Below are 20,841 nucleotides of genomic sequence, written 5' to 3'. Positions count from 1 at the left end.
TTTCTTTAAATCCGGGGCAAGGTCATCTTGGGCAACACGTAGCCCTTAGCAGCAAATTGGTGAGTGGGTAAGTCCTTAATTTTAAATAAAAAAGATGACCCCTCTACTTATAAATGAACCTTTCGATTGCGAACTTTCCATTCCTTGGGTAGCTTCCCGTCGACTGAGCCCAAGTTAAGAGGAGAATTTCATGAAACGAACCCAGAGTTTCTGCATAGTTAGCTCTATTCTAATCGCAGGATGTAGCATGCACGGCACGAATACCGAGACCCCAACAACCCCTGAACCAATCGCTCAGGTGGCACCTACCGATGATCCGTATCTCTGGCTTGAAGAAGTTGAAGGTGCAAAAGCACTGAGCTGGGTCGAGGAGCAAAATAAGGAAAGCCTAGCTTTGTTTGAAAGCGATACGCGCTATGGCGACTTTCTCGGTGCCGCTGAAACCATCCTAAATGCCACCGACCGAATTCCTTACGGTACTGTTCGTAACGGTCAGGTTTATAACTTTTGGCAAGACAAGAAAAATGTTCGTGGCTTGTGGCGCCGAACAACTCTCGCATCCTACCGAACGGACAACGTTCGATGGGAAACAGTTTTAGACTTTGATGCGTTGGCCAAGGCTGAAAATGAGAACTGGGTTTACAAAGGTGTGGATTGCCTAGCACCGGAGTTCAATCTTTGTATGGTTCGGCTCTCTCGCGGCGGTAAGGATGCCAGTGTGTACCGTGAGTTTGATATTGCGAGAAAGACATTCGTCAAGGAAGGCTTCGAACTCCCGGAAGCTAAGTCGAGTGTCACTTGGATTGACCGAGATACATTGATGGTAAGTACAGACTGGGGTGAGGACACGCTCACGGAGTCAGGCTATCCTCGTATTGTAAAGACATGGAAGCGCGGCACAGATCTTAAAACAGCGGCCACCCTTTTAGCTGGAGAGAAAAAAGATATTGGTGTTTGGCCAAACGTCATGCACTTGCCTGGCGAAACTTTGCAAATGGTGATTCGCTCACTCACTTTCTTTACCGCTGAGTATTTCCTAAGAGATGCAGCAGGCAAGCTTACAAAGCTTCCACTTCAAGAATCAGCGGAAGTTCGTGGCTACTATGCCGGTCGTATTCTCGTAAGCCTACGTGAAGCGTGGACCCATGATGGTAAGACCTACCCGCAGGCAGCTCTGCTCGCCTTCTCAGCCGAAGATTTTGCGAAATCGGGGAAGGTAGAAGCTCTTGAGACCATCTATGTGCCAGACAATCGCACAAGCATCGAAGGCGTACGCGAATCCAAAACCGGGCTCTACGTTACATTGCTGCAAAATGTGAAAGGTTTGGTTCTGCGGTTTAGCGTAAGCGAGCAAGGTGAGTGGACTTCCGTCCCTGTTGACCTTCCTAAAACTGGGTCGATCTCAATCTCTTCAGCGAACCCTTACGATGAAACCGTGTTCTTCAACTATGAAGATCACATCACGCCGGATCGCCTTTTTGAGTACGCACCGAAAGCGAATACTTTAAGTGTCCTTAAAACTTTGCCAGACCGATTTGATTCAGCTGGGCTTGCAGTTGATCAATTTGAAGTTAAAAGCAAAGACGGTGAGAGTGTCCCGTACTTCTTGATTCGTAAAAAGGACACTGTGCTGAATGGAAAAACTCCGACCGTTCTTTATGGATATGGCGGTTTTGAGATATCACTGACACCTTGGTACTCCGCTATTTCTGGAAAGCTCTGGCTTGAGCGCGGCGGTGCTTATGCCATTGCTAATATCCGCGGTGGTGGTGAGTTTGGTCCACGTTGGCATAAAGCGGCACTGAAAAAGAACCGTCAGCGTGCTTACGATGACTTCATTGCTGTTGCCTCTGATTTGATTGAGCGCAAGGTCACTTCATCACCTCACTTGGGTATTATGGGTGGCAGTAACGGCGGCTTGCTCGTCGGCGCTGCATTTACCCAGCGGCCGGATCTATTTGGCGCGGTTGTTTGCCAGGTGCCGCTGCTGGATATGTATCGCTACACCAAGCTTTTAGCCGGTGCGAGTTGGGCGGCTGAATACGGTGACCCCGAAGACCCAGAAATGTGGGAAGCTATCTCTAAATATTCACCGTACCAAAACGTCTTTAAAGACCGCACGTATCCGGACCCATTTTTCCTAACGTCCACCAAAGACGACCGTGTTCATCCCGCACACGCACGTAAGATGGTTGCTCGAATGAAGGAGCAGGGGCATGGCGTTTTCTATTATGAGAATACTGAAGGTGGTCATGCGGCCGCCGCGAATCAGCGCCAGCGCGCTCAGCGGTATGCACTTGAATACGTTTATTTAAGCCGCCAGCTCGGACTCAATTAAAGTGTTTTAGATCTAGAGGGTCCCGGGGATGAACCGGGACCTTTCTAGCACCCGGTTCCTGCTCTTCTGGCAGCTTTCGTTTGCCAAGCCTCTGTTTCAGGCTCGACTAAGCTCAAGTAAGGCACCTTCACGGGGACAATTGAGCCTGAAGGGTAACCAGTGCCCAAGCCCGGCCGAAGTGTAGAGATGGCTCGTGTCCTTTTGGTAATGGCCCAGCAGGTAGCTCTTTGGCATGAACGGTTCGAAAATTGAACGGCCCCCAATGGCCATTTGAGCGCCGTGGGTATGCCCGGAGAGCGTGAGGCTCACGCCTTGCTCAGCGGCGATATCGAAGCCCTTGGGCCGATGACAAAGAAGAATGGATGTTGCTATATCCTGTGGTTTTTCCTGCAGAGCATTCCGAATGGTTTTATTATAAAAAGAGTTTCGATTCTTGAAGAGACGTGCCGGATCGTCTGCGCCCGCGAGCCAGAAGCGAGCGCCGCCGCGTTCAACCGTTGTTCCATTGTCGCATAAAAAGTGAATGCCTTGTTCCTGGTAGATTCTCTCTGCGGTTTTACGGCCTCGGTAAATTTCATGGTTGCCAATGCAGGCGTAAATCCCCAGAGGCGGAGCGAGGACTTTTAAATGCTCAAGGGCTGGGCCGAGCTTGGAATAGTCGTCGGCGATATCGCCGGTGAGCACCACAAGATCTGGATTGTACTTTTGAGCGCTCTTCGCAATTTTTTCGAATTGGTCAGCATCAATATGAAGACCCAGGTGAACATCCGTGAGCTGAAGTATTTTAAGCCCTTCGAGACCTGAAGGAAGATTATCGATAGGGATTGTAACGGGTCGCACGATGGGATCATTCATGGCGGCTTGAACTCCTACGGGGCTGAGCAACGCAGAGGCTACTGGGATTGCCTTCGCTGAGTTTAAAATAAGTTTCCGCTTAGCCTCATCTATAGGAGGTTCTTGTTGGGAGCGTTTGTTGTAAAATGCAATCAGAGGTCCCCAGAAGATAGCCGTAAGCATCGTTCCGAAACCGGCGAGCACGATGGTGTTGGCCAGCGTGACAACCCAGCGTGCTTCACTTGGAGCGCTTAAACGCAGATAGAAGTATAGCCCGGTGCATGTAAGGACCACCCCGTAGGCCCCCAGAACCACTCGGCTTAACCAGCGCCGCCAGAGTTCGGGGAATCCAAAACGAAGGCAAAGTGCGGGGGCTGCAAAGATGGCGAAAGCTACTAAACAAAATAAGACAATACGCATTGCCCCTAGAATGGGGACAACTTTGCACAACTGCAAGGGCGGTTATTAAGATTTATCGAGGGCCCGCGGGCTTACGCAACTGCTGTTTTAAGCTTTGCTGGAACTTCAGGAAGCTCACCAAAGAATTGATCTGGGTCTTCGAGAGCTTCCCGGAAGGTAGTCATTCCGTAGTTTGAAGAAAGGCCGTCATCGATACGCTCGTCGTAGCTCCAGCGGATGTGCATGATATTTTCTGCAACGACCACGCCGTCTCGAACCATGGGGCGTTCTTCGATTCTACCGACCATTAAAAACAGCGGGCAATTGCCATATTCGTAGAGGTGGTGGAAGGCTGGGCGCATACCGAGGCTGCCCAGGTTTGCGATGAACATGCTGGTGTAGAAACCGTCTTGCTCCATGAACATTTTGGGCAGGATATTGTTGTAATCTAACCAGTTCACGGTTGAGACCACACCGCTCATCAGACGGCGCGGTAGTAAGCTTAAGATATCAAGCTCTTGGTCCACGGATGTTTTACGTCCTGAACGTTCAATGTGGATATGGCTGTTGATACGCTCAACGAGATCCTGGAAAGATTCTTCTGGCTCGTCCATGCGCATCTTCACGGCACTGAGCTTAGCTTTCTTATTAAGCTTCTTACGCTTCATGCTGAACGTTACGTCGACATTTTTACGTCGGTAGAGCCGGCTGCCTGAGATGAACTGATTCATCGTCGGATTCTGGTGAAGCGTATTACTGGCCGCGGCAACAAGCAGGTGTGTGATATTCACGTCGGTTCCGAATGCTGCCCGAGCTCGCTCAATATAGTCGAGCATCTTATCGGAGCGGATGTAATCGTCGTAATAACAAACAGACTCATTACGCCCTGGCATGATGTAAGGCATCAGCTTGCGGTAGGGGTGTGTGCCTTTGACGAGGTCACCATCGGTGCGACGTTGTGGAATCTCAAGAGTTGTCTGAATGAATTTTTTAACGCCGCTCAACTTGCTCATGGTGCTCTCCGAAAGGGCTAGGTGCGAGAATGCGCCTTGCTGCTACTACACAAGTTTCGTTCTCACCAGTCACAAAATGTGAAGCCTTGTATTTTTAATCTGAAAGCTGAGGTTGGTATGCTTCAGGCGGTCCAATGGCCATGGATGAAGCGTTTTAAGCCCCTCAGCGAGGGATAAATGGGTCATCTTAGGTCCTCAAATCACTATCAAACCCTAAACGGGTGGCTACGAAGCTAGGCAAAAGGCGGGCTGAGCGAGGATTGGTTCTTACAATGATGCTTGGTCGGCCGAAAGGATCGCAGGCATCAACCAATGGAACCGCGATGACCCACTTCAGGCGGCAGCTTTGCGTAAACGTGCGTAGATTTGGCTAGCCGTGGCGAATCTCTCCATGTAGAAGTGGCCCGAGCAGTTAGCGAAGGAGATGCAAGCCATGTCAGCATTCGAAGATATTGATGGATTTATCCTCACAGACACCATGCGAGAATCTTTCAAGAACGATGGTATCGACAGGCCCAGCCCAGTGCAGCTTGAGTCTATTCCTGCGATTTTGCAAGGCCGGCATGCAGTTTTGCAGTCGGGTACAGGGACCGGTAAAACTTTGGCTTATCTGCTTCCGCTTCTCCAGCGTTTAGAAGATCCGGCGACCGGCCGAGTTGTGGTCATGACGCCCGCCACTGAACTGGCGATGCAGATCGCGAGAACCGCAGCGGAGTATAAGGTTGAAGCGTTGATGGTCGGAACGGCCACGTCGAGTGCCGGTCACGGCCGGCAGAAGTCGCGTATCACCAAGAGCACGCGTTTGATTATTGGAACTCCCGGCAGAATATTGGAACTTTACGCCGCACGTAAGATGAAAGGCGTCCACACGATGGTTCTCGATGAGCCAGATCCTATTCTCAATTCGAACCATGGTGATTTTTTGCGCGAGATTCTGTCTCGCCCTGAACCGAAGGTTCAATTGATTATGGCAGCGGCAACGTTTGGACCGGCGTCTAAGGCTTTGGTTAAAAAGCGTATGGGAGACGACCATGTGCATATTGAGCCAAAGGACAACCCGCTGCATTCAATGATTGCTCATCACTTTATCAGCCCAAGTGGCAACATGGGTAAAGATGTATGTTTGGCGCGGTTTATTGAAGAAAACAAATGCAAAAAAGCCATCGTATTTGTAAATCAGCCAGATTCGCTCCGTCACCTTTTTCGGTACCTCAATGAGCACAACTTGAAGACGGTGACCCTAAGTAAAGACCGCTCGAAAAACGATAGACAAAATGCTGTGAAAGATATGGCAATGGGCAAAGCCCGTGTTTTAGTCACAACGGATGCGGCAGCACGCGGTTTAGATTTCCCAGATGTTCCCTGGGTGTTTCATTACGACTTACCATCGTCACCAGAAGCTTATGTACACCGTGCGGGCCGGACAGGTCGTGCGGGTAAAACGGGACATTCCATCTCTTTGCTTACAGATAACACCCGTGCAAAATTAAAAATGTTTGCGAAGATTTTAGAGATAGAGTGCACGCCGTTTCAGCGCCACTCGTGACGTTGCCTATTTTGGTTCTAAGCTCTTCAGGCTAAATGACAGGGGTTTAGATTCGCGATGCCGTTTCTTTTAAGGATCTTCACGGCAAGGCATTGAAGCCAGGTAGGTCAATGTAACCCTGTGGCTTTATCCCCGCGTATCGAGATACCCTGAGCGTGGGAGAAGAACGAAAGATGAGAAGGATTTTATTGAGTCTTGGGGATGTTTCACCAACGCGTTCGTTGGCGGGGCGATTCAATGAGCTGATTACTGCAAACTTCTGTGTAACCGCGTTGGTCGTGACTTTTTTTCCAGGGATTCTTGAGTGGATGGGGGTCGACTTTAGTAGGGGCGGCGTCTTAAGTATTCAGCTTCTATTTATCTATTTCTCTTCACTTACGTTTTTGGGATTTTTTCTTTCGCGTCTAGATATCGAAATTCAAACCATGGCGACTTTTTTACATCGTGGTTTTGATTTTCTCTTTTTTACCTATTTTTATCTGATGGGTGAGTTCCAACTTCTTTTTGTTGCCTACGTGATGATGATGGGACCGACAACGGCTTTTGTCGCTTTTGTGCTTTGGCGAAAAGAGCGCACTTACGACACTTATTGGAAGGCTTTGATTCAGCGCGTGAACGTGCCAACGGCGAGCCTGAAGATGGTGACGGCGCAGGGTTATGCTTTGGCTCTTATCGGCTTGGTGCTCATGTTTTGCCCGCAATGGAGCATGGACGGGCTGGGCATGGGTTTGGTAACAGAACCTTACCAATTTGGATTTTTTAGATTCTACGGCCTGATGATGTTCTTTTTAGGCTTTACCTATTTCTTTAACGGATTTCATGCCATCGCTGGTTTTACGAACCTGGTGATTGTTCAACAATTGTATTTTTTAACCGGTTTCATTGTGCTCTCGGCGGTGGTCGAGATTCCACAAAGATTGTTCATGCTGAATATTGGTTTGATGCTTGCCGGCTTGTTGCTCAATCTGATGATGCTCAGCCGGGAAGAGCCTCAGAATGTGCAGGCTTCTTGAACCTCTAAATCATCGAATCGGTGATAATTGGTGTAATAGCCCGTGGTGCCAGTAAAGCCGATAAACCCGCCCTTAAAGCTTAGGCCTGGTACAGTCCCATCGATAACAATCGACTCATCCATGAGTACGGTGACAGCTTCGCCAACAACCCGAACTTCCATTTGATGCCAGTAGTTGTCTTCAAGATCTGGAACATCGGCGATAAGGTGATGAACACTTGGGTCGCCGTTTAAGGTCACGGCTATGTGGTCTTCTTCTGTGGGATCGGTGTGGAGCTGACTGGTGCCGTTGTTAACATTGCGCCAAGTATCAAACTCGATGTGAAACGCTTGCACGTTGGTATTGCCATAGGGTCCAGATACGCCGTACCCGAGACCGCCGCCGGTGTAGGCGTTGTTAAGAAGTGTCACAAGTTCGTCGGTTGTACCCAGTTGGAAAACGCTCATCGCAAAGCCGTCGGCACCGTTACTGTTGCAGGCTGTATCGGGTGTGGAGCATTGTCCTGTGGAGATTTTAAAACGAAGCACAACATTGCCGGGCGTGATGCTTCGACCCGTATTAAAAATAGCTCCATTGGTATCTTGATAATTGTTGGTGAGCTCCATCCAGCCGCGGTCGTCTCGATAGGTACGTGATGGATTTCCTACAATGAGCCACTCGTCGGGATTAAGAGCTTGGTCAAAGTTTTCAGCTTCAGTCCATCCACAAACGCCTATTTCAATTGAGCTGCTTTCAGACTGACCTGCAGCATTTTCAACCCGTAGGGTTAGAAGATGATAACCCGTTGTAAGAGCATCTGAGTCAAAGCTGGTGGTTCCATCGGCAGCAAGAGGTCCCTCAAAAAGAATGCCGTCGCGGTCAGAAATCCAGCGGGCCGTGAGCTCACCCACGAGTTCAGGAGCGGCTGTGGTATCGCCTCGAAAGCTGATCAATTCGCCGAGCTCTGTGGCAGTCTCGGCCAGCGGTGCAATGATATTTACTGCCCATGTGATTGGCTCTGGAGTATCGGATTCTGTGGATGAGGGGTCTGTGCTGTCGGTTGCATCGCTTGGACTTGCGGGGTCGGCGGCCTCGGCTGAGTCCGAGTCATCACTTGGATTCGTAGGATCAGAAACTTCGGCATCCGACGGATCGCTGGTTGTAGATGGGTCTTCAAGAGCGCCTGGGCCCGTACTGCCGCCACTCTCGGCGCAGGCACTTAGGCCAAACAAGAGGCAAAATAGAAGAGATTGAGTTCGCATTGTAGGTAAAGTCATTGATGATCCCATGTAGTTTGAACTCTGCCCTATCCAAAAATCCTCATGGGGTCACTCTGATTTTGGAATATATACCAACCGATAAGTTGGTTTAGGACTTGTGGTTTAGGAATGGATGCCTATTTTGAAGCAAACCCTTAGCGAGGATACCTCCCATGGAACGAGCGTTACTAGATAATCATTCAGAACGAGCCAAAGAGTGGATGGCTGGCTACCATGTGTCGACGGTGAATGAAGTACGCCAATCAGTAGAGCAAGATCCCATTGTTGTCGTTGGTATGGCCCACAATCCCGCGGTCAAAAAAGCGCGCCAAGCACTTGAGACGGCAGGCTTTGAGTTTAAATACCTTGAGTACGGGAATTACTTTTCCATGTGGCGACCGCGTTTAGCGATTAAGCTCTGGAGCGGCTGGCCCACTTACCCACAAGTGTTTGTAAAAGGTCAGCTCATCGGCGGAGGCAACGAGCTTAGAGCCATGCTCGAGGACGGAACGTTTGCGAAGTTACTCGCCTAAGATTGAGGCGACCGCCTAGATATAAAAGAGAATCAAGAATGCGCAAAGTAGAAGCGCTGCCCAGAGGGCAGAAGCACCAGACTCTGCGCCTGCTTGCGAAGACTTACCATCGAGTCCCCACATCGCCATCATCTTATTGCCCGTACCATCAAAACGAGCCTTGATCGGAGCCAATGCTGCGTTGGCTATGTCTTTCATCAACGACACACTGGATTGGATAAAGCTTGGAGCCACTTTGCGATAGAACCAATCAAAGTCGAGGTTGATAGACTTCACCTCCGCTGGATATGCACCGAACTTCAGTAAGAGCGCAAAAGCGAGTGCTGCAAACAACAAGAGTTCAAGTTGAGTCACCACGTGGGTGACGTCGTAGGCGTTGTAATCGGTTGCGTAGGGTAAGAGGTCGTAGAGCGCTCTTGGGTACACGCCGATGCCAATGCAAAGCGCAGACGCAATCCCCATGGCTGCCAGCATATTCCACGGTGCTTCCTTGGGACGCTTACCGGAATCGTGGGCGAAGAATGCGAAAAACGGAATCTTGATACCCGAGTGCTCCATGACACCTGCACTGGCAAAGAGCAGTACAAAGGTCACCAAGACCATACCCTCATGGCCGGCAGCAGAAGTGATTAAGCTTTTGGCTGAAAACCCGCTGAGAAAAGGGAAGGCCGAAATCGACATGGCACCAATGATACAAAATACGGTGGTCCATGGCATGGTTCGGTGCAAACCGCCAAGCTCTGAGGCTTTGGTCGTACCGACTCGGTAGAGGACTGCTCCCATCGCCATAAAGAGAAGTCCTTTATAGATGATGTGTGCAAATGCGTGAGCACAGGCGCCATTGACGGCAAGCTCGGTACCGATACCGATGGCCACGACCATAAATCCCAGTTGGTTGTTGAGTGAGTAAGCGAGTACTTTTCGCAAATCATTTTCAATGACCGCAAAAAAGATGGGGAATGCAGTCATCACACAGCCAATTGGGATCAACAATTCGTTGCCAGCAAAGCCTCGTGCGAGAGCATAGATAGCAAGCTTCGTGGTGAACGCGCTTAGGTAAACTGTGCCAGAGTAGGTTGCCTTGGGGTAAGCGTCTTGTAGCCAGTTGTGCAAGCACGGAAAGGCTGCCTTGATGCCAACGCCTACGAAAATCCACCAAGCACCTTGAGTCATGCTTCCGTCGGCTTGCATAAAGTGTTCGAAAGCGATGCTTCCGGTCTCTTGGTAATGCAAAAGTGTACCGGCCAGTAAGATCACACCAGAGCCGACTTGAATGACAAGGTAACGTACCCCGGTTCGGGTGGCTGATTCGGTGCGAGCTGCCCAGATTAAAAACACCGACGTAATGGCCGTGAGTTCCCAGAAGATAAAGAGGGAAATAAGGTCACCACAAAATGCTGCAGCAATGGCTGCGCCGGCGTAGACCATGCCCGAGAGGTGTTGAATGGGGTCATCGACTTTGAGAGCAAAAAGACCCGAGAGAAAAGCAGCGATATGAAAGATGTAACCAAAGATAAGGCTCAAGCGATCAACACGAACAGGCTGCAGTGCATAGCCCATGAAAGTCGTATCGAAGACAAAGCCGTCTTGGAAATTCGTGAGTAGGTGAATGCCGCTAAGAATCGGTAGAATCAGAGCGTACCACGCTTGGTATTTGCGTGGGATAAGCGGCACCAAAAGTGCGCCGAGCATCATCAAAGAGCCTGGAGGTAAATGCTGCAAATTCATCAGTGGTGCTCCTCCGCTTGAGGGTCTGCTATGTATTCACTGAGGTGATCTGGTTCGTAATAATCTTCGTCGCGCATCAAGTAGTTGCGAAGCTGCTTGCCCGTGAGCACCACAAACATGAATGCGACCAAGCCGTAAAAAGCATGGAAGCCAATCATTGTTTCGAATGCGAAGTAGCCGTGCTTGGCATGCAAAAAGTAATGATAGAGCAAATCGAAAAGAACCGTACCGGCGCATAGAACCAGAAGCCCCCAAAAGATCTTGTTGGCATTGGCAGGCCTAGCAATCCACCAGCCTTCATTTCCATCGTGGTTATGATTGTGTTCACTCATTTTGCCACTCCCTGAAAGATGGGTGCCAGCAGCTCTTGAATAGGCTCTGGGAAGATAAAGAGTAGGATACAACCCACCGCTGTCATGCAGAGCGGGACCACACACATCAATGGTGCTTCCCCGCCGCCGCCATGGTCGTCGTGTCCATGGTCGTCGTGACCGTGATGGTCTCCGTGCCCGCCGTGAGCAGGAGCGGGTCTAAAATAAGCGCGCCCAACAACCGGCATGAGGTAGCCGATGCTTAACAATGAAGAGATGAGCAAGGTGATAAGATAAAAGGTTTGTCCCGTCTCCAGAGCCCCGAGACCCAGAAACCATTTACCCCAAACGCCGCCCAGTGGAGGCAGCCCGATGATACTGAAGGAGGCAATGGTAAATGCCCCTAAAGTCCATGGCATTCGTTTGGCCAATCCATCCATGTCGGAGATGTTCTTCAAGTGCGCCCCAACAAAGATTGCACCGGCGCAGAAAAAGAGTGTGATTTTACCCATGGCGTGCATCACGATGTGCATGGACCCGCCCATGGCGCCCGCTGCATTGGCCATCGCCGCACCCAGCACGATGTAGGAAAGCTGAGAGATGGTTGAGTAGGCAAGCCGTGCTTTCAGGTTGTCTTTGGTCAAGGCTACACAAGAGGTAAAGAGAATGGTGGTGGCGGCAACGGCCATCAGCCATTCGCTGGCACCAGTCTCCGCGAGTAAATCTATTCCAAAGATGTAGACCACCACTTTCATGATGGTGAATACACCTGCTTTTACGACCGCAACGGCGTGAAGCAGCGCGCTGACGGGTGTGGGTGCAACCATCGCGTTTGGAAGCCACTTGTGAAAGGGCAAGAGGGCAGCTTTACCGGTACCGAAGGCAAAGAGTGCCAGCAAGATTGCCAAGGTGGTGTTATCAACTTTACCGCGCAGAATACCGCCTTGAACAAAGTCCATGCTGCCTGTGAAGTACCAAACCCCGATGACACCCGCGAGAAGCAAGCAAACGGATGTGCTCACTAAAATACCCATGTAGATTCGGCCCGCGCGTTTTGCGGCATCATCTTGATAATGGGTAACCAGAGGATAGGTGGAGAATGTTAAACACTCGTAGAAAGCAAAGAGTGTGAGTAGGTTCGACGAGAAAGCGACGCCGATGGCAAAACCAATGGCACTGGCAAAACAAGTAAAGAACCGTGTTTGGTTTTGCTCGTCGTGGCCACGCATATAACCGAAGGCGTAAACTGAAGTGACAATCCAAAGTCCCGAAGCAACCAGGCCAAAAAGCATGCCCAGTGGTTCAACTTTGAAGGAGAGAGAAGCACCTGGAAAGATATCCGCGATGAAAAACTCTGGCCGTCCACCCGCTGTAACCTCTGGATAGATCTGACACACAAAGTAAAAGGTGACGATGGCCATTAGCGTATGGAAACCATCTCTTATGTTGTCACTTGCTACCCGCCCAAGAATATTAATCGCGACCGCGGCAAAAAGCGGAAGCAGGACCGGAATCAAAACACTGATGTCACCACTCATTTGACGCCTCCTGCAGTGAGAAGAAGATCGGCCGCTTCACGGGCTGATGAGAGCATAGGGTCGGTGAAAATACCGAAGTAAAAAGATGCACCGATGAGCAAATAGGTTGGAACCAAAAGTCCCCAAGGTGCGTCTTTGCATTCAGCGCCTTCCGGCGGCTCTTGGAAGTAAGCGGCTTCTACCACTTTCCAAATGTAGAGAACTGCGAGAAGTGAGGCCAATAGAATCAGTGGAACGACCCACCACATACCGGCTTTGAGTGCTCCGAGCGCAAGGTACCACTTACTGACGAAACCTGCCGTGAGTGGAACACCAATCATACTGAGTCCGCCGAGAACGAAAGCAAAGGCGGTGAGCGGCATGCGCTTACCAAGCCCTTTCATATCGTCGATGGTCACCTGCCAGCCAGAATCCTTGGAGCTTATTTGATAAGCGACGCAGCCCAGAACTAGAAAGAGCCCGCCTTTCATCAATGCGTGGTTAAAGAGGTGGATGATGCCGCCCGTGAGGCCATCTTGGTTGCCAAAACTTAGGCCCAAAACCATGTAGCCGATTTGCGCGACACTGGAATAAGCGAGTAGGCGTTTGATGTTTAGCTGCCCGATGGCTTTGATGGATCCAACAAAGATGGCAAGCATGGCCATGGGAAAAAAGGCTGCTTCCATACGAACTGTTTGCTCAAACAGGGCCGCTCCGAAGAGAACAAAGACTGCTCGAACCAAAACGTAATAAGATACCTTGGTGGCGGTTGCGGAGAGAAAGCTTGAAACCACGCTTGGTGCGTAGGTGTAGCAATCTGGGAGCCACATATGAAGTGGAAAGAGTGCCAGCTTAATTGCCGAGCCAATGGCGATGAACGCAAAGCCCGCTCGAATCATGGTCGTATCTGCAACCGGTGGAATAAGCTTCACAAGCTCAGCCATATTCAAAGTGCCGGTAGCCATAAGCAAAAAGCCCAGCCCCATCAAAATGAATGTTCCACCGATTGTACCCATCACAAGGTAGCGAAAAGCGGCGAGGGGAGCTTTGGGCGATGAACCCATTCCAATGAGTGCGTAGGCAGAAAGGGATGAAATCTCAAGAAATACAAAAACGTTGAATGCGTCACCGGTGATGCAGATACCCATTAAACCTGTGAAACAAAGCAGTAGGGCTGCGTAGAAAAGGTGATGCTTATCTTCGGAGATTTCTTTCTGAACACTTTGACGTGCAAAAAGCATCACGACAAATGTGATGGCTGAAAGCAGCACCAGCATAAATGCATTCACCACATCGATTTTGTAAGTGATACCCACATGCTGTGGCCAACCACCGAGATAGTAATCGATAGCTCCTTGGGTGCGCACGTGGTCTAAGATGCTGATAGATGCAAGTAGGGTAAAGACGGATACCGCTGTCGATGCAAACCACGCAAAAAGCCTATGGCGCAGTAGAACGATAATCGGTCCTGCTACCATTGGAACAATGATTTGAAGAGCGGGAAGCTGGGTTTGGATACTACTCACGACGCCACCTCTTTTTCATTGATGATATCTTCTTCTATGGTTCCGTAATCTTCGTTGATTCGAACCACCAACGAGAGCGCCAGGGCGGTGGTTGCAACACCAACAACAATGGCTGTCAGCATCAGAACGTGAGGCAAGGGGTTTGAATAGGCCCATTCTGAGCCTTTGGCGATGATGGGAGCAGTGCCTCCGTCAACGCGGCCCATACAGACGTAGAACAAGATGACCCCGGCTTGGAATAAGTTTAGCCCAATCACAGTTTTCACCATGTTGGCACGGGAGAGAACCAGGTAGAGTCCAGTCATCATTAAAATGACCACCAACCAATAGTTGTAGACGCCTTGTCCAGAGTTGGTGCCACTGACACCGCTTGTGGAGGCTGCGAACATGGCCGCCTTTGCAAGGGTAATCATCATTTTCTACCTCGCAGTGCAAACTTGTAAAAGATGGCGAGCATCGCAGCAAAAACTGTGATGCCAACGCCTGCTTCGACGAGAATAATGCCGTAGTGTTGTCCGTGAACGGGGTCGTGAGCCAGTACATTGTATTCGAGAAAACTGCCGCCTTTGGCCATGCAGAGAATTCCGGTGGCGGCGTAAATGATGACGCCGAGGGCAACGAGAATTTCAATCACGCGGCTTGGCGCAGCTTCTCGTGTGTTGCTTAAAGACCGAACCAAGCCATGCAGAATAAATGCTGCCGCAAACATAACCCCTGCCTGGAATCCGCCTCCGGGACCAAAGTCTCCGTGAAACTGAACATAGAGGGCAAAGAGTAGGATGTAAGGAATAAGCATCTTCGCGCCAACCAATGTGACGGAATCGCTTTTAACTGCGTGAAGAACGTTCTTACGAGGAATGGCACGCCCGAGAAGAAGCATGACAGCAACCGCTGCGGTAAAAACAACCGTGGTTTCGCCTAGGGTATCGTATCCCCGGTAACTGGCGAGAACTGTGGTGACCAAGTTGATAATCTCGGCATCTTTATAACCCTGATTTAAGTAGTATTGAACTGTGTCGCCCATGTGAACCGGTGCGTTGGCGGCTCCAAAAAGAGGCATATCACCTGTGGCGTAGATTAAGGCGGCGCCGGTGCATAAGCACACAATGAGCGGCATGACTTTAAACTGAACGGCTTCAGCCTCTTTATCGTGGGTTAGGTTGAGAACAATGAGCATCAATACGGTTGAGATACCGGCGCCCACTGCAGCTTCCGTAAATGCAACGTCCACGGCATCCATGATGACGTAGAGACTGGCACATAAGAGGCTAAAAATACCGGAGAGCATCACGGCTGCGAATAGGTCCCGGGTATAAGCGATAAAGATGGCAACAATGACCAAGAGGCCAAAGAGTACCAGTGTGACAGCTTCTGTCATCGGTTTGCCTCCTCTTCTTTTCTAAGGGCTTCATCTTCTTGGGCTTCTGTGTAGATGGTCACGCCTTCAAATTCAGGTGCGTCCGGTCCGCCGAGGCCTTTTTCATAGGCCGCTTTGGCCAGCGCGTGTCCGGCAATGGGACTTGTGACGAGAAGCAGAGCGGCGATTGAAACGAGTTTGATGATGATCAAGGCTCGGTATTTGATGTCAGCATCTATCCAGGTGGGAAGATCCATACCGCCGGTGTAGATGATCATACCGATGATACACAGACTGGCACCCATGGTGTCGGCGAGCCCGCCGGCGTGGGTGCGTTCGAAAAAGGCAGGTAGCCGAACCAGTCCCAATGCGCCAATCATGCAGCATAAGGTGCCACTGAGCACAAAAACTCCAGTTATAATCTCTAAAGTGCTCATGATTCAGACACCTCATCCGCGGGAACGTGGGTAAAGTCCCGGTACTTAAGAACCGCAATCACTGTAATAAAGTTCATCAGGGCGTAAACCAGGGCGATGTCGAGAAATTCAGGACGACCCGCCATGAAACCAAGGACGGCTATGAGTAGTACCGTTTTGGTACCAAACATATTCACCGCCAGGATACGATCGAAAACGGTGGGTCCCTTAAAGGCTCGAACGAGTGCCAAAGCCATGGTGATGAGAACACCTATACAAGCAGCTTCAAAAATCATCACCCCTCCAATCCACATACGCGCGTACCCATTTCACCGCCCATATCGCCGGCCAGTGAATCTGCGCCTTCTTGAGACAGTGCATGCACGAGAATTTTATCATCACCCACTTCGACGCTCACAGTCCCCGGTGTAAGGGTGATCGAGTTTGCGAAAATAACGCGGCCTAATCTTGTTTTTTGTTTTGCCGATACGAGAGTCCAGGTCGGGCTGATCGCTTTTTCAATATTTGGCGAAAGAATACGTTTAATAACGTCTATATTGGCCACAACGATTTCTTTAATAAGCCATGGAGCGTAGCCCAAAAGTTTTGGATTAACGGGCTGTCCTTCACTGTCGATTGCACCGAGGCGGTTACTAACCCAGACGGTAATAATCAGTGAAAGTACACCAAAGCCTAGAATCATGCCGTTATCGTAGATTCCGGACCAGCCGAGCCAAATCAGTGTGAGAACAATAATCAGTCCGGTCATGTGACCGGCAGAAGCTTTCGATGTTTCGTTCATAGAGCTCCCCTATGCTTTTGGGCGCAAGAATTCTGGTCTGTTTTTAACACAGGGTACGGTGCGCACCAAAAAGTCGGTCATTCTTTGGGTATCAAAATAAGGGGCGAGGGAGAGAAGAGAAATTGGCCCCGGAGAGGGGCCAATGAATTATTGAATTTCGCTGAAGTCGCTGAACGAAATTTCGTATTCTGTTCCGTCTGCACTAAGAGCAAGGCTCCACTTTGCGGGATAAAGCGTTGTCTTACCGTATAGAGCAGGTCTTGGAACATCGCCGCTAAGCTCAGTGCCAGCTGCGAGGACGGATTGTGCGATCATAGGTTCGATGAAAGTCATTTCGCCGTTGTGGTAACCTAGAATGAAGTGCTCGGTGAAGGCTGTGGTGGAATCTGGGGCTAACTCTGGCGAAGTTGGGTTGATAGCATGTACGCCCATAGCAGGAACACAGGTGCCTGTAGGATCGATGGCTGTATCAGGAATGATATACGGCGCAGGCATACGTGCCTCTTCTGGCATCGGTTCATCAACGCAGTCAACCGCTAGGATTTCGTCGCTGGTGACCGTGTAAAAGTGAAAGTCGAAGTGAGGCACTAAGAATGGGCCGGGCGTGTGACCTTCGTTCATAAAGTCGATTTGGATGTGGTGAAACAAAGTTTGCTCAACAACTTCTGTGGGCAACGAAAGTGGAATCGCAACGCCAATGGTCATGGACTCTGCTTTTTCGCGGTCGATGCTGAAGCCAACTTGGGTAACGGTTCCGGCGTCGTCCATCAATGCCCAAGAGTGAGCGGCCAAACCGCCAACTTCAGTGCTCTCGCCGATGACACGGTCGGTTGAATCACCTGCGCATCCACCGAATACTAGAAGCGAGGCCAGGGTTAAAAGAGTAGATTTGTGCATCATAGTAGACTCCGAAGTATGGGTTAGTGTTGGGGGCAATAGCTCTTGGATTGTCGATTTACCAGAGCGTCATGTCTGATTTGGAAATATTAGTACGGCCGTCTTTTGGGAGTGAGAGAGCAGCCAGAGCGGAGCGGATTAACCGATGGGGTAGGGCTTAGATGATGAGAGCTTACGTCTTTGTCGCCACAAAGGTGCCCGCGGCGGAGGTCCCTGAATAATGATGGTGTGATGGAAGTCTTTGTGGCTGTAGGTGCCACGGCTTGAGCGAAGATGTCCACAATAGGGATCAAGCGCTACAGAAGAACGCGTAGAAAGTGGTGTAAGGCTCGGCTCGGTATCCGGAATGGCCTCACTTGCTTTCTCGGGACCTGGTCGTGCGCTGCTCCAATCCCATCCATCGGGAGCGCGGTCGGGATCACCGGGTGTGGCTTTTTCAATTTCACTCTTATCTAACAATGCGAGCTTCTCCGAAATGACAGGATTGATTTTTCACGGCATTGAGGTTTCGTTCAACCCTGAACCGCCTTGTTTTAGGAGGTTTCAAACACAATGACGCCATCCTTGAGTTCGACGATCTGTTTGTCGCCGTCGTCATCTCGTTCGATGGTAAATTGAGCTTTATTGTCAACATGACCGTAGAGCATGGAGGTATGACCTTCATCGGGTTTACCGAGTAAAAGGTGATTGCTTTGGCTGTCGGTAGGCTGCTTGGCTCCTTTACGCCAGTCCAAGATTCTTACAATCTCCGCATGTTGAAAACCAAGCTCTACGATGACCCGCTGACCTTTGTAGAGAGGAATGTAGTAGTGGTTACTTAAAGTCTGAGGGCGGTAGGGAGCCCGAAGTTTTACTTTTTTAAATAAACCGACTTCGAGGTTGTAAGTATCAACTGCATCTTCGGATTTAGTTAAAGGTTGGTAGGTAAGGTCTTTTTTACCACCTGAGGTGCTGTCGATTTTGGCTTCTAAATGAAGCGGCCAAGCCGGCTTTTGATAGCGCGCTCCGCGTTGAGATTTTGAATTCTTGGGCTCAAGCTCGGTCGTAAGGGAAATTTTGTAGATATTGGCCTCTTGTCCCTCGTCATCTGTAGCGCCTTGGTTGATCGACTCAGCATGAAAGTGGATTTGAAATACTCGGTAAACCGTACCCGTCATCATGAGATTGGATGACCACGCACCTGAGGAGGGTTTGATGAGACAGCCCGGTTGAATATTACAAGTTGGGAGCCGGTCCCAAGTGAGTTGTAGGGTGTGTTCTTTCTCGGTTTCTCGGGCATCTTCGAATTTCTTACGCGCAGTTGCCACGCTGGCGGCCGGTGATGTTAGGACAATGTCTTCGCGAACACCGACGACGCTGGCTGGGTTTTTAATGGGCGCGGAAGAGGTCTTGGGGGCAAAGCTGTTGTGAATTGTTTTCGTGACCCGGCTAACTTCTGGGAAGAGAATTTCAGTATTTCTTAGGTCGCTGGGATCAAGTTCTTGAGCGCTGCCGACGTCTTTCTTTGTGGCACTGAGCTCGTACTTCATCTTCTCAGAATCAAAGTAAATGAAGCCCTGGCGGGTGGCGGCAAACCAGTGGAGGAAGTCGTAAAATGAAGCTTTTCCAAACTCTAAGCCAAGCGCTAGAGAATGAATATGATGCTTGGTGGTGGCAACGTTCCAGGTGGTGCTCATTTTTACCCGGTCATCGGTTTGGGCTGAGATAATATCTTTAAGTGACTTATCCACATAGAGCTCAACCGGGTGGTGGTCTCGCCACAAAACCTGAGCGGGGTCGGCAAAGCGGATAATATACTCCCGTTGTAAAACCGGTTCTCGGTTCACGGCGGGGTAAACTTGTTCAAAGAGCTCTCTGCTGTAAACAAGCCCTTTTAAAACCCATGGGTCAGTGCTGCTGCCAGGACGTTCGAACGTTCGCTTTAACGATAAGGTGGCGTCCATGGGCTCCTCTTTGACAAAGTGAGAAACCAGAGGGTCTTGGTCTGTACTCTTTTTTGAGATCACCCAAAAACGAAGAGCAACATCAAACCCAAATGAATTTTGTTGGATGGTTAGACTCTTAATGTCGCCAGCTTCGATGGTGGTTTTATGGGAGTCGATTTTGAGCTCAAGCGAGATTGTAAGTCCGTTTTGAAATCCGTTGGCTTCTAGGCTGCCGGGTTCATTGCTCATCGTCATCTTCGAGAGCAACACTTAAGGAGCGGTCGAATGGATTAAGTGCCATGGAAATCTGTCTTCCGTCGGCAATAAGCTCGCAGTGGACAATAAGCTTTACTTTTCCATTGTCATCGTAATCATCATCGATTTCAGTGACTCTGACCCGCGGTTCGTAGCGCTTAATACTTTCTTTAAGTTCGGCACTTAGGGTGACGACCATTTCTTCACTGGTTCGGTAACCGGACTCTGTAAGACCAAAGTCGGGAAGAAAATGTCCGCAACTGCGTTTGGTGCTCAGAACTGAGCGCAGGTTTTCGATAATATCCGTGATGAGGTCTGAGGAGAATGATTCGCTTTGGAATTTTCGTTTCAAGAACATCGGGCACTACCTTTTAGATCTTGATAGGTTAATTATGCTACCAGGGCCTTAAGTGCCAGAGGATTATTCAAGGAGTTTGCGACGTGGAATCAACATGTTCAGGATGTCAGGAAATGAACGCCACTGCCGACATGAAAGATGTTGGTTCTCATATGTTTTGCACGCGCTGTTTCGCTAACTTGATGAGCCCTAAACCTCAAGCTGAACCAGAACCAGAACCAGAACCCTTTAGCTTCTCCTTTGAGAGTGAGCAGGTCGGAGCGTTGAAGCGTGAGTCTGAACGCTGCTTCGTATGCCAGGGTGAGTTGCCTGAGAATGGGCATACCAAACTTGGGAGCATTGGTGTTTGCCAAAGCTGCCGGGAAGGACTCACACTGCCTCCTCCAGAGCCACCCGTGGAGAAAAAGCCAGTAGAGCAAGCTCAAGAGGTCGATCCCGGGCCCATGTACACACCCGGATCTGCCTCTTACGAATGTTCGGGGTGCCAGCGAGGGATGCCTGGTCCGGGGAGCTTTCACGAGGTCGATGGAGCCTATTACTGCCCGGATTGCTTCTATGCCGGTAAGGCCCAAGCTAAAGCGGCGAAGCCGGTGGTCTCTCAGGGTGAGTCTTCTTTAGCGGCCGCTGAGCCAACCGAACCGCTTACCCAAACGCCGGGTGCTGGGGAAAAGTGTGATGCCTGTATGCGCCCTTTGGTCCGCCACTATTTCGAAATACTTTCGGGCTTCAGTATTTGCCGGGCCTGCACCTCGAGTAACGAAAACTTGGCTCTCACCATCGCAAGGGTGCGTCATAAACGTCACCTTGAAGCGATAGCGCAAGGCCTCGCATCTGG

At 50.1% G+C, this 20,841-nt stretch carries 21 protein-coding genes; 5 read left to right on the top strand and 16 right to left on the bottom strand.

The genetic code is table 11. The features are described from left to right. The first annotated feature begins 190 nt into the window (after window positions 1–190). Window positions 191–2,338: a S9 family peptidase gene (locus HOK28_16380; protein MBT6434676.1), complete on the top strand. Its 2,148-nt coding sequence runs from the start codon at window positions 191–193 to the stop codon at window positions 2,336–2,338. Window positions 2,339–2,434: 96 nt separating this feature from the next. On the opposite strand, the gene HOK28_16375 is transcribed toward HOK28_16380, so the two are convergent. Together HOK28_16375 and HOK28_16370 are read right to left on the bottom strand one after the other, a co-directional pair. After that, window positions 2,435–3,592 carry a hypothetical protein gene (locus HOK28_16375; protein ID MBT6434675.1) on the bottom strand — a complete coding sequence of 386 codons (1,158 nt, stop codon included), beginning with the start codon at window positions 3,590–3,592 and terminating at the stop codon, window positions 2,435–2,437. Between the two features lie 71 nt (window positions 3,593–3,663). After that, window positions 3,664–4,584: a hypothetical protein gene (locus HOK28_16370; protein MBT6434674.1), complete on the bottom strand. Its 921-nt coding sequence runs from the start codon at window positions 4,582–4,584 to the stop codon at window positions 3,664–3,666. Window positions 4,585–5,017: 433 nt separating this feature from the next. On the opposite strand from HOK28_16370, the gene HOK28_16365 reads away from it, so the two are divergent. Continuing rightward, window positions 5,018–6,130 (top strand): DEAD/DEAH box helicase, encoded by a 1,113-nt coding sequence (locus HOK28_16365; GenBank protein ID MBT6434673.1) that lies wholly within the window; start codon window positions 5,018–5,020, stop codon window positions 6,128–6,130. A gap of 173 nt (window positions 6,131–6,303) precedes the next feature. After that, entirely contained in the window at window positions 6,304–7,143 is an 840-nt protein-coding gene (locus HOK28_16360) for a hypothetical protein (GenBank protein MBT6434672.1), read from the top strand. Here HOK28_16360 and HOK28_16355 read toward each other — a convergent pair. Further along, a complete protein-coding gene (locus HOK28_16355) occupies window positions 7,122–8,399 on the bottom strand; it encodes a hypothetical protein (protein ID MBT6434671.1) in 1,278 nt (425 codons plus the stop codon). The genes HOK28_16360 and HOK28_16355 overlap by 22 nt on opposite strands. A 155-nt stretch (window positions 8,400–8,554) precedes the next feature. Here HOK28_16355 and HOK28_16350 point away from each other — a divergent pair, with 155 nt between their 5' ends. After that, on the top strand, window positions 8,555–8,914 hold the full coding sequence (locus HOK28_16350; GenBank protein MBT6434670.1) for a glutaredoxin: 360 nt from the start codon (window positions 8,555–8,557) through the stop codon (window positions 8,912–8,914). Window positions 8,915–8,929: 15 nt separating this feature from the next. Here HOK28_16350 and HOK28_16345 read toward each other — a convergent pair whose 3' ends face one another. The 13 genes from HOK28_16345 to HOK28_16285 form a co-directional block, all read right to left on the bottom strand. Next, entirely contained in the window at window positions 8,930–10,642 is a 1,713-nt protein-coding gene (locus HOK28_16345) for a Na(+)/H(+) antiporter subunit D (protein MBT6434669.1), read from the bottom strand. Then, window positions 10,642–10,974, bottom strand: coding sequence for a hypothetical protein (locus HOK28_16340; GenBank protein ID MBT6434668.1), 333 nt, complete (start codon window positions 10,972–10,974; stop codon window positions 10,642–10,644). The genes HOK28_16345 and HOK28_16340 overlap by 1 nt, the downstream gene beginning before the upstream one ends. Beyond that, window positions 10,971–12,491 (bottom strand): monovalent cation/H+ antiporter subunit D family protein, encoded by a 1,521-nt coding sequence (locus HOK28_16335; GenBank protein MBT6434667.1) that lies wholly within the window; start codon window positions 12,489–12,491, stop codon window positions 10,971–10,973. Before HOK28_16335 ends, HOK28_16340 begins: the two co-directional genes overlap by 4 nt. Continuing rightward, the gene (locus HOK28_16330) at window positions 12,488–13,987 is read right to left on the bottom strand and encodes a monovalent cation/H+ antiporter subunit D family protein (GenBank protein MBT6434666.1); all 1,500 of its coding nucleotides are present in this window, start codon (window positions 13,985–13,987) and stop codon (window positions 12,488–12,490) included. The genes HOK28_16335 and HOK28_16330 overlap by 4 nt, the downstream gene beginning before the upstream one ends. 5 nt (window positions 13,988–13,992) lie before the next feature. Next, on the bottom strand, window positions 13,993–14,385 hold the full coding sequence (locus HOK28_16325) for a cation:proton antiporter subunit C (GenBank protein MBT6434665.1): 393 nt from the start codon (window positions 14,383–14,385) through the stop codon (window positions 13,993–13,995). Window positions 14,386–14,408: 23 nt separating this feature from the next. Then, window positions 14,409–15,374, bottom strand: a complete 966-nt coding sequence (locus HOK28_16320) for a DUF4040 domain-containing protein (protein ID MBT6434664.1) — start codon at window positions 15,372–15,374, stop codon at window positions 14,409–14,411. After that, window positions 15,371–15,790, bottom strand: a complete 420-nt coding sequence (locus HOK28_16315; GenBank protein ID MBT6434663.1) for a sodium:proton antiporter — start codon at window positions 15,788–15,790, stop codon at window positions 15,371–15,373. Before HOK28_16315 ends, HOK28_16320 begins: the two co-directional genes overlap by 4 nt. Further along, entirely contained in the window at window positions 15,787–16,062 is a 276-nt protein-coding gene (locus HOK28_16310; GenBank protein MBT6434662.1) for a pH regulation protein F, read from the bottom strand. The genes HOK28_16315 and HOK28_16310 overlap by 4 nt, the downstream gene beginning before the upstream one ends. 2 nt (window positions 16,063–16,064) lie before the next feature. Next, entirely contained in the window at window positions 16,065–16,571 is a 507-nt protein-coding gene (locus HOK28_16305) for a Na+/H+ antiporter subunit E (GenBank protein ID MBT6434661.1), read from the bottom strand. A gap of 147 nt (window positions 16,572–16,718) precedes the next feature. Further along, entirely contained in the window at window positions 16,719–17,471 is a 753-nt protein-coding gene (locus HOK28_16300; GenBank protein MBT6434660.1) for a hypothetical protein, read from the bottom strand. A gap of 135 nt (window positions 17,472–17,606) precedes the next feature. Beyond that, entirely contained in the window at window positions 17,607–17,927 is a 321-nt protein-coding gene (locus HOK28_16295) for a hypothetical protein (protein ID MBT6434659.1), read from the bottom strand. Window positions 17,928–18,001: 74 nt separating this feature from the next. Next, a complete protein-coding gene (locus tag HOK28_16290) occupies window positions 18,002–19,642 on the bottom strand; it encodes a hypothetical protein (protein MBT6434658.1) in 1,641 nt (546 codons plus the stop codon). Further along, entirely contained in the window at window positions 19,632–20,006 is a 375-nt protein-coding gene (locus HOK28_16285) for a GPW/gp25 family protein (GenBank protein ID MBT6434657.1), read from the bottom strand. The genes HOK28_16290 and HOK28_16285 overlap by 11 nt, the downstream gene beginning before the upstream one ends. 83 nt (window positions 20,007–20,089) lie before the next feature. On the opposite strand from HOK28_16285, the gene HOK28_16280 reads away from it, so the two are divergent. After that, the coding region (locus HOK28_16280) for a hypothetical protein (protein MBT6434656.1) at window positions 20,090–20,841 on the top strand (752 nt) is incomplete at its 3' end.

The sequence above is a fragment of the Deltaproteobacteria bacterium genome (assembly GCA_018668695.1).
In the GTDB taxonomy this organism is placed as follows: domain Bacteria; phylum Myxococcota; class XYA12-FULL-58-9; order XYA12-FULL-58-9; family JABJBS01; genus JABJBS01.
This window is presented reverse-complemented; position numbering and strand designations above follow the sequence as displayed.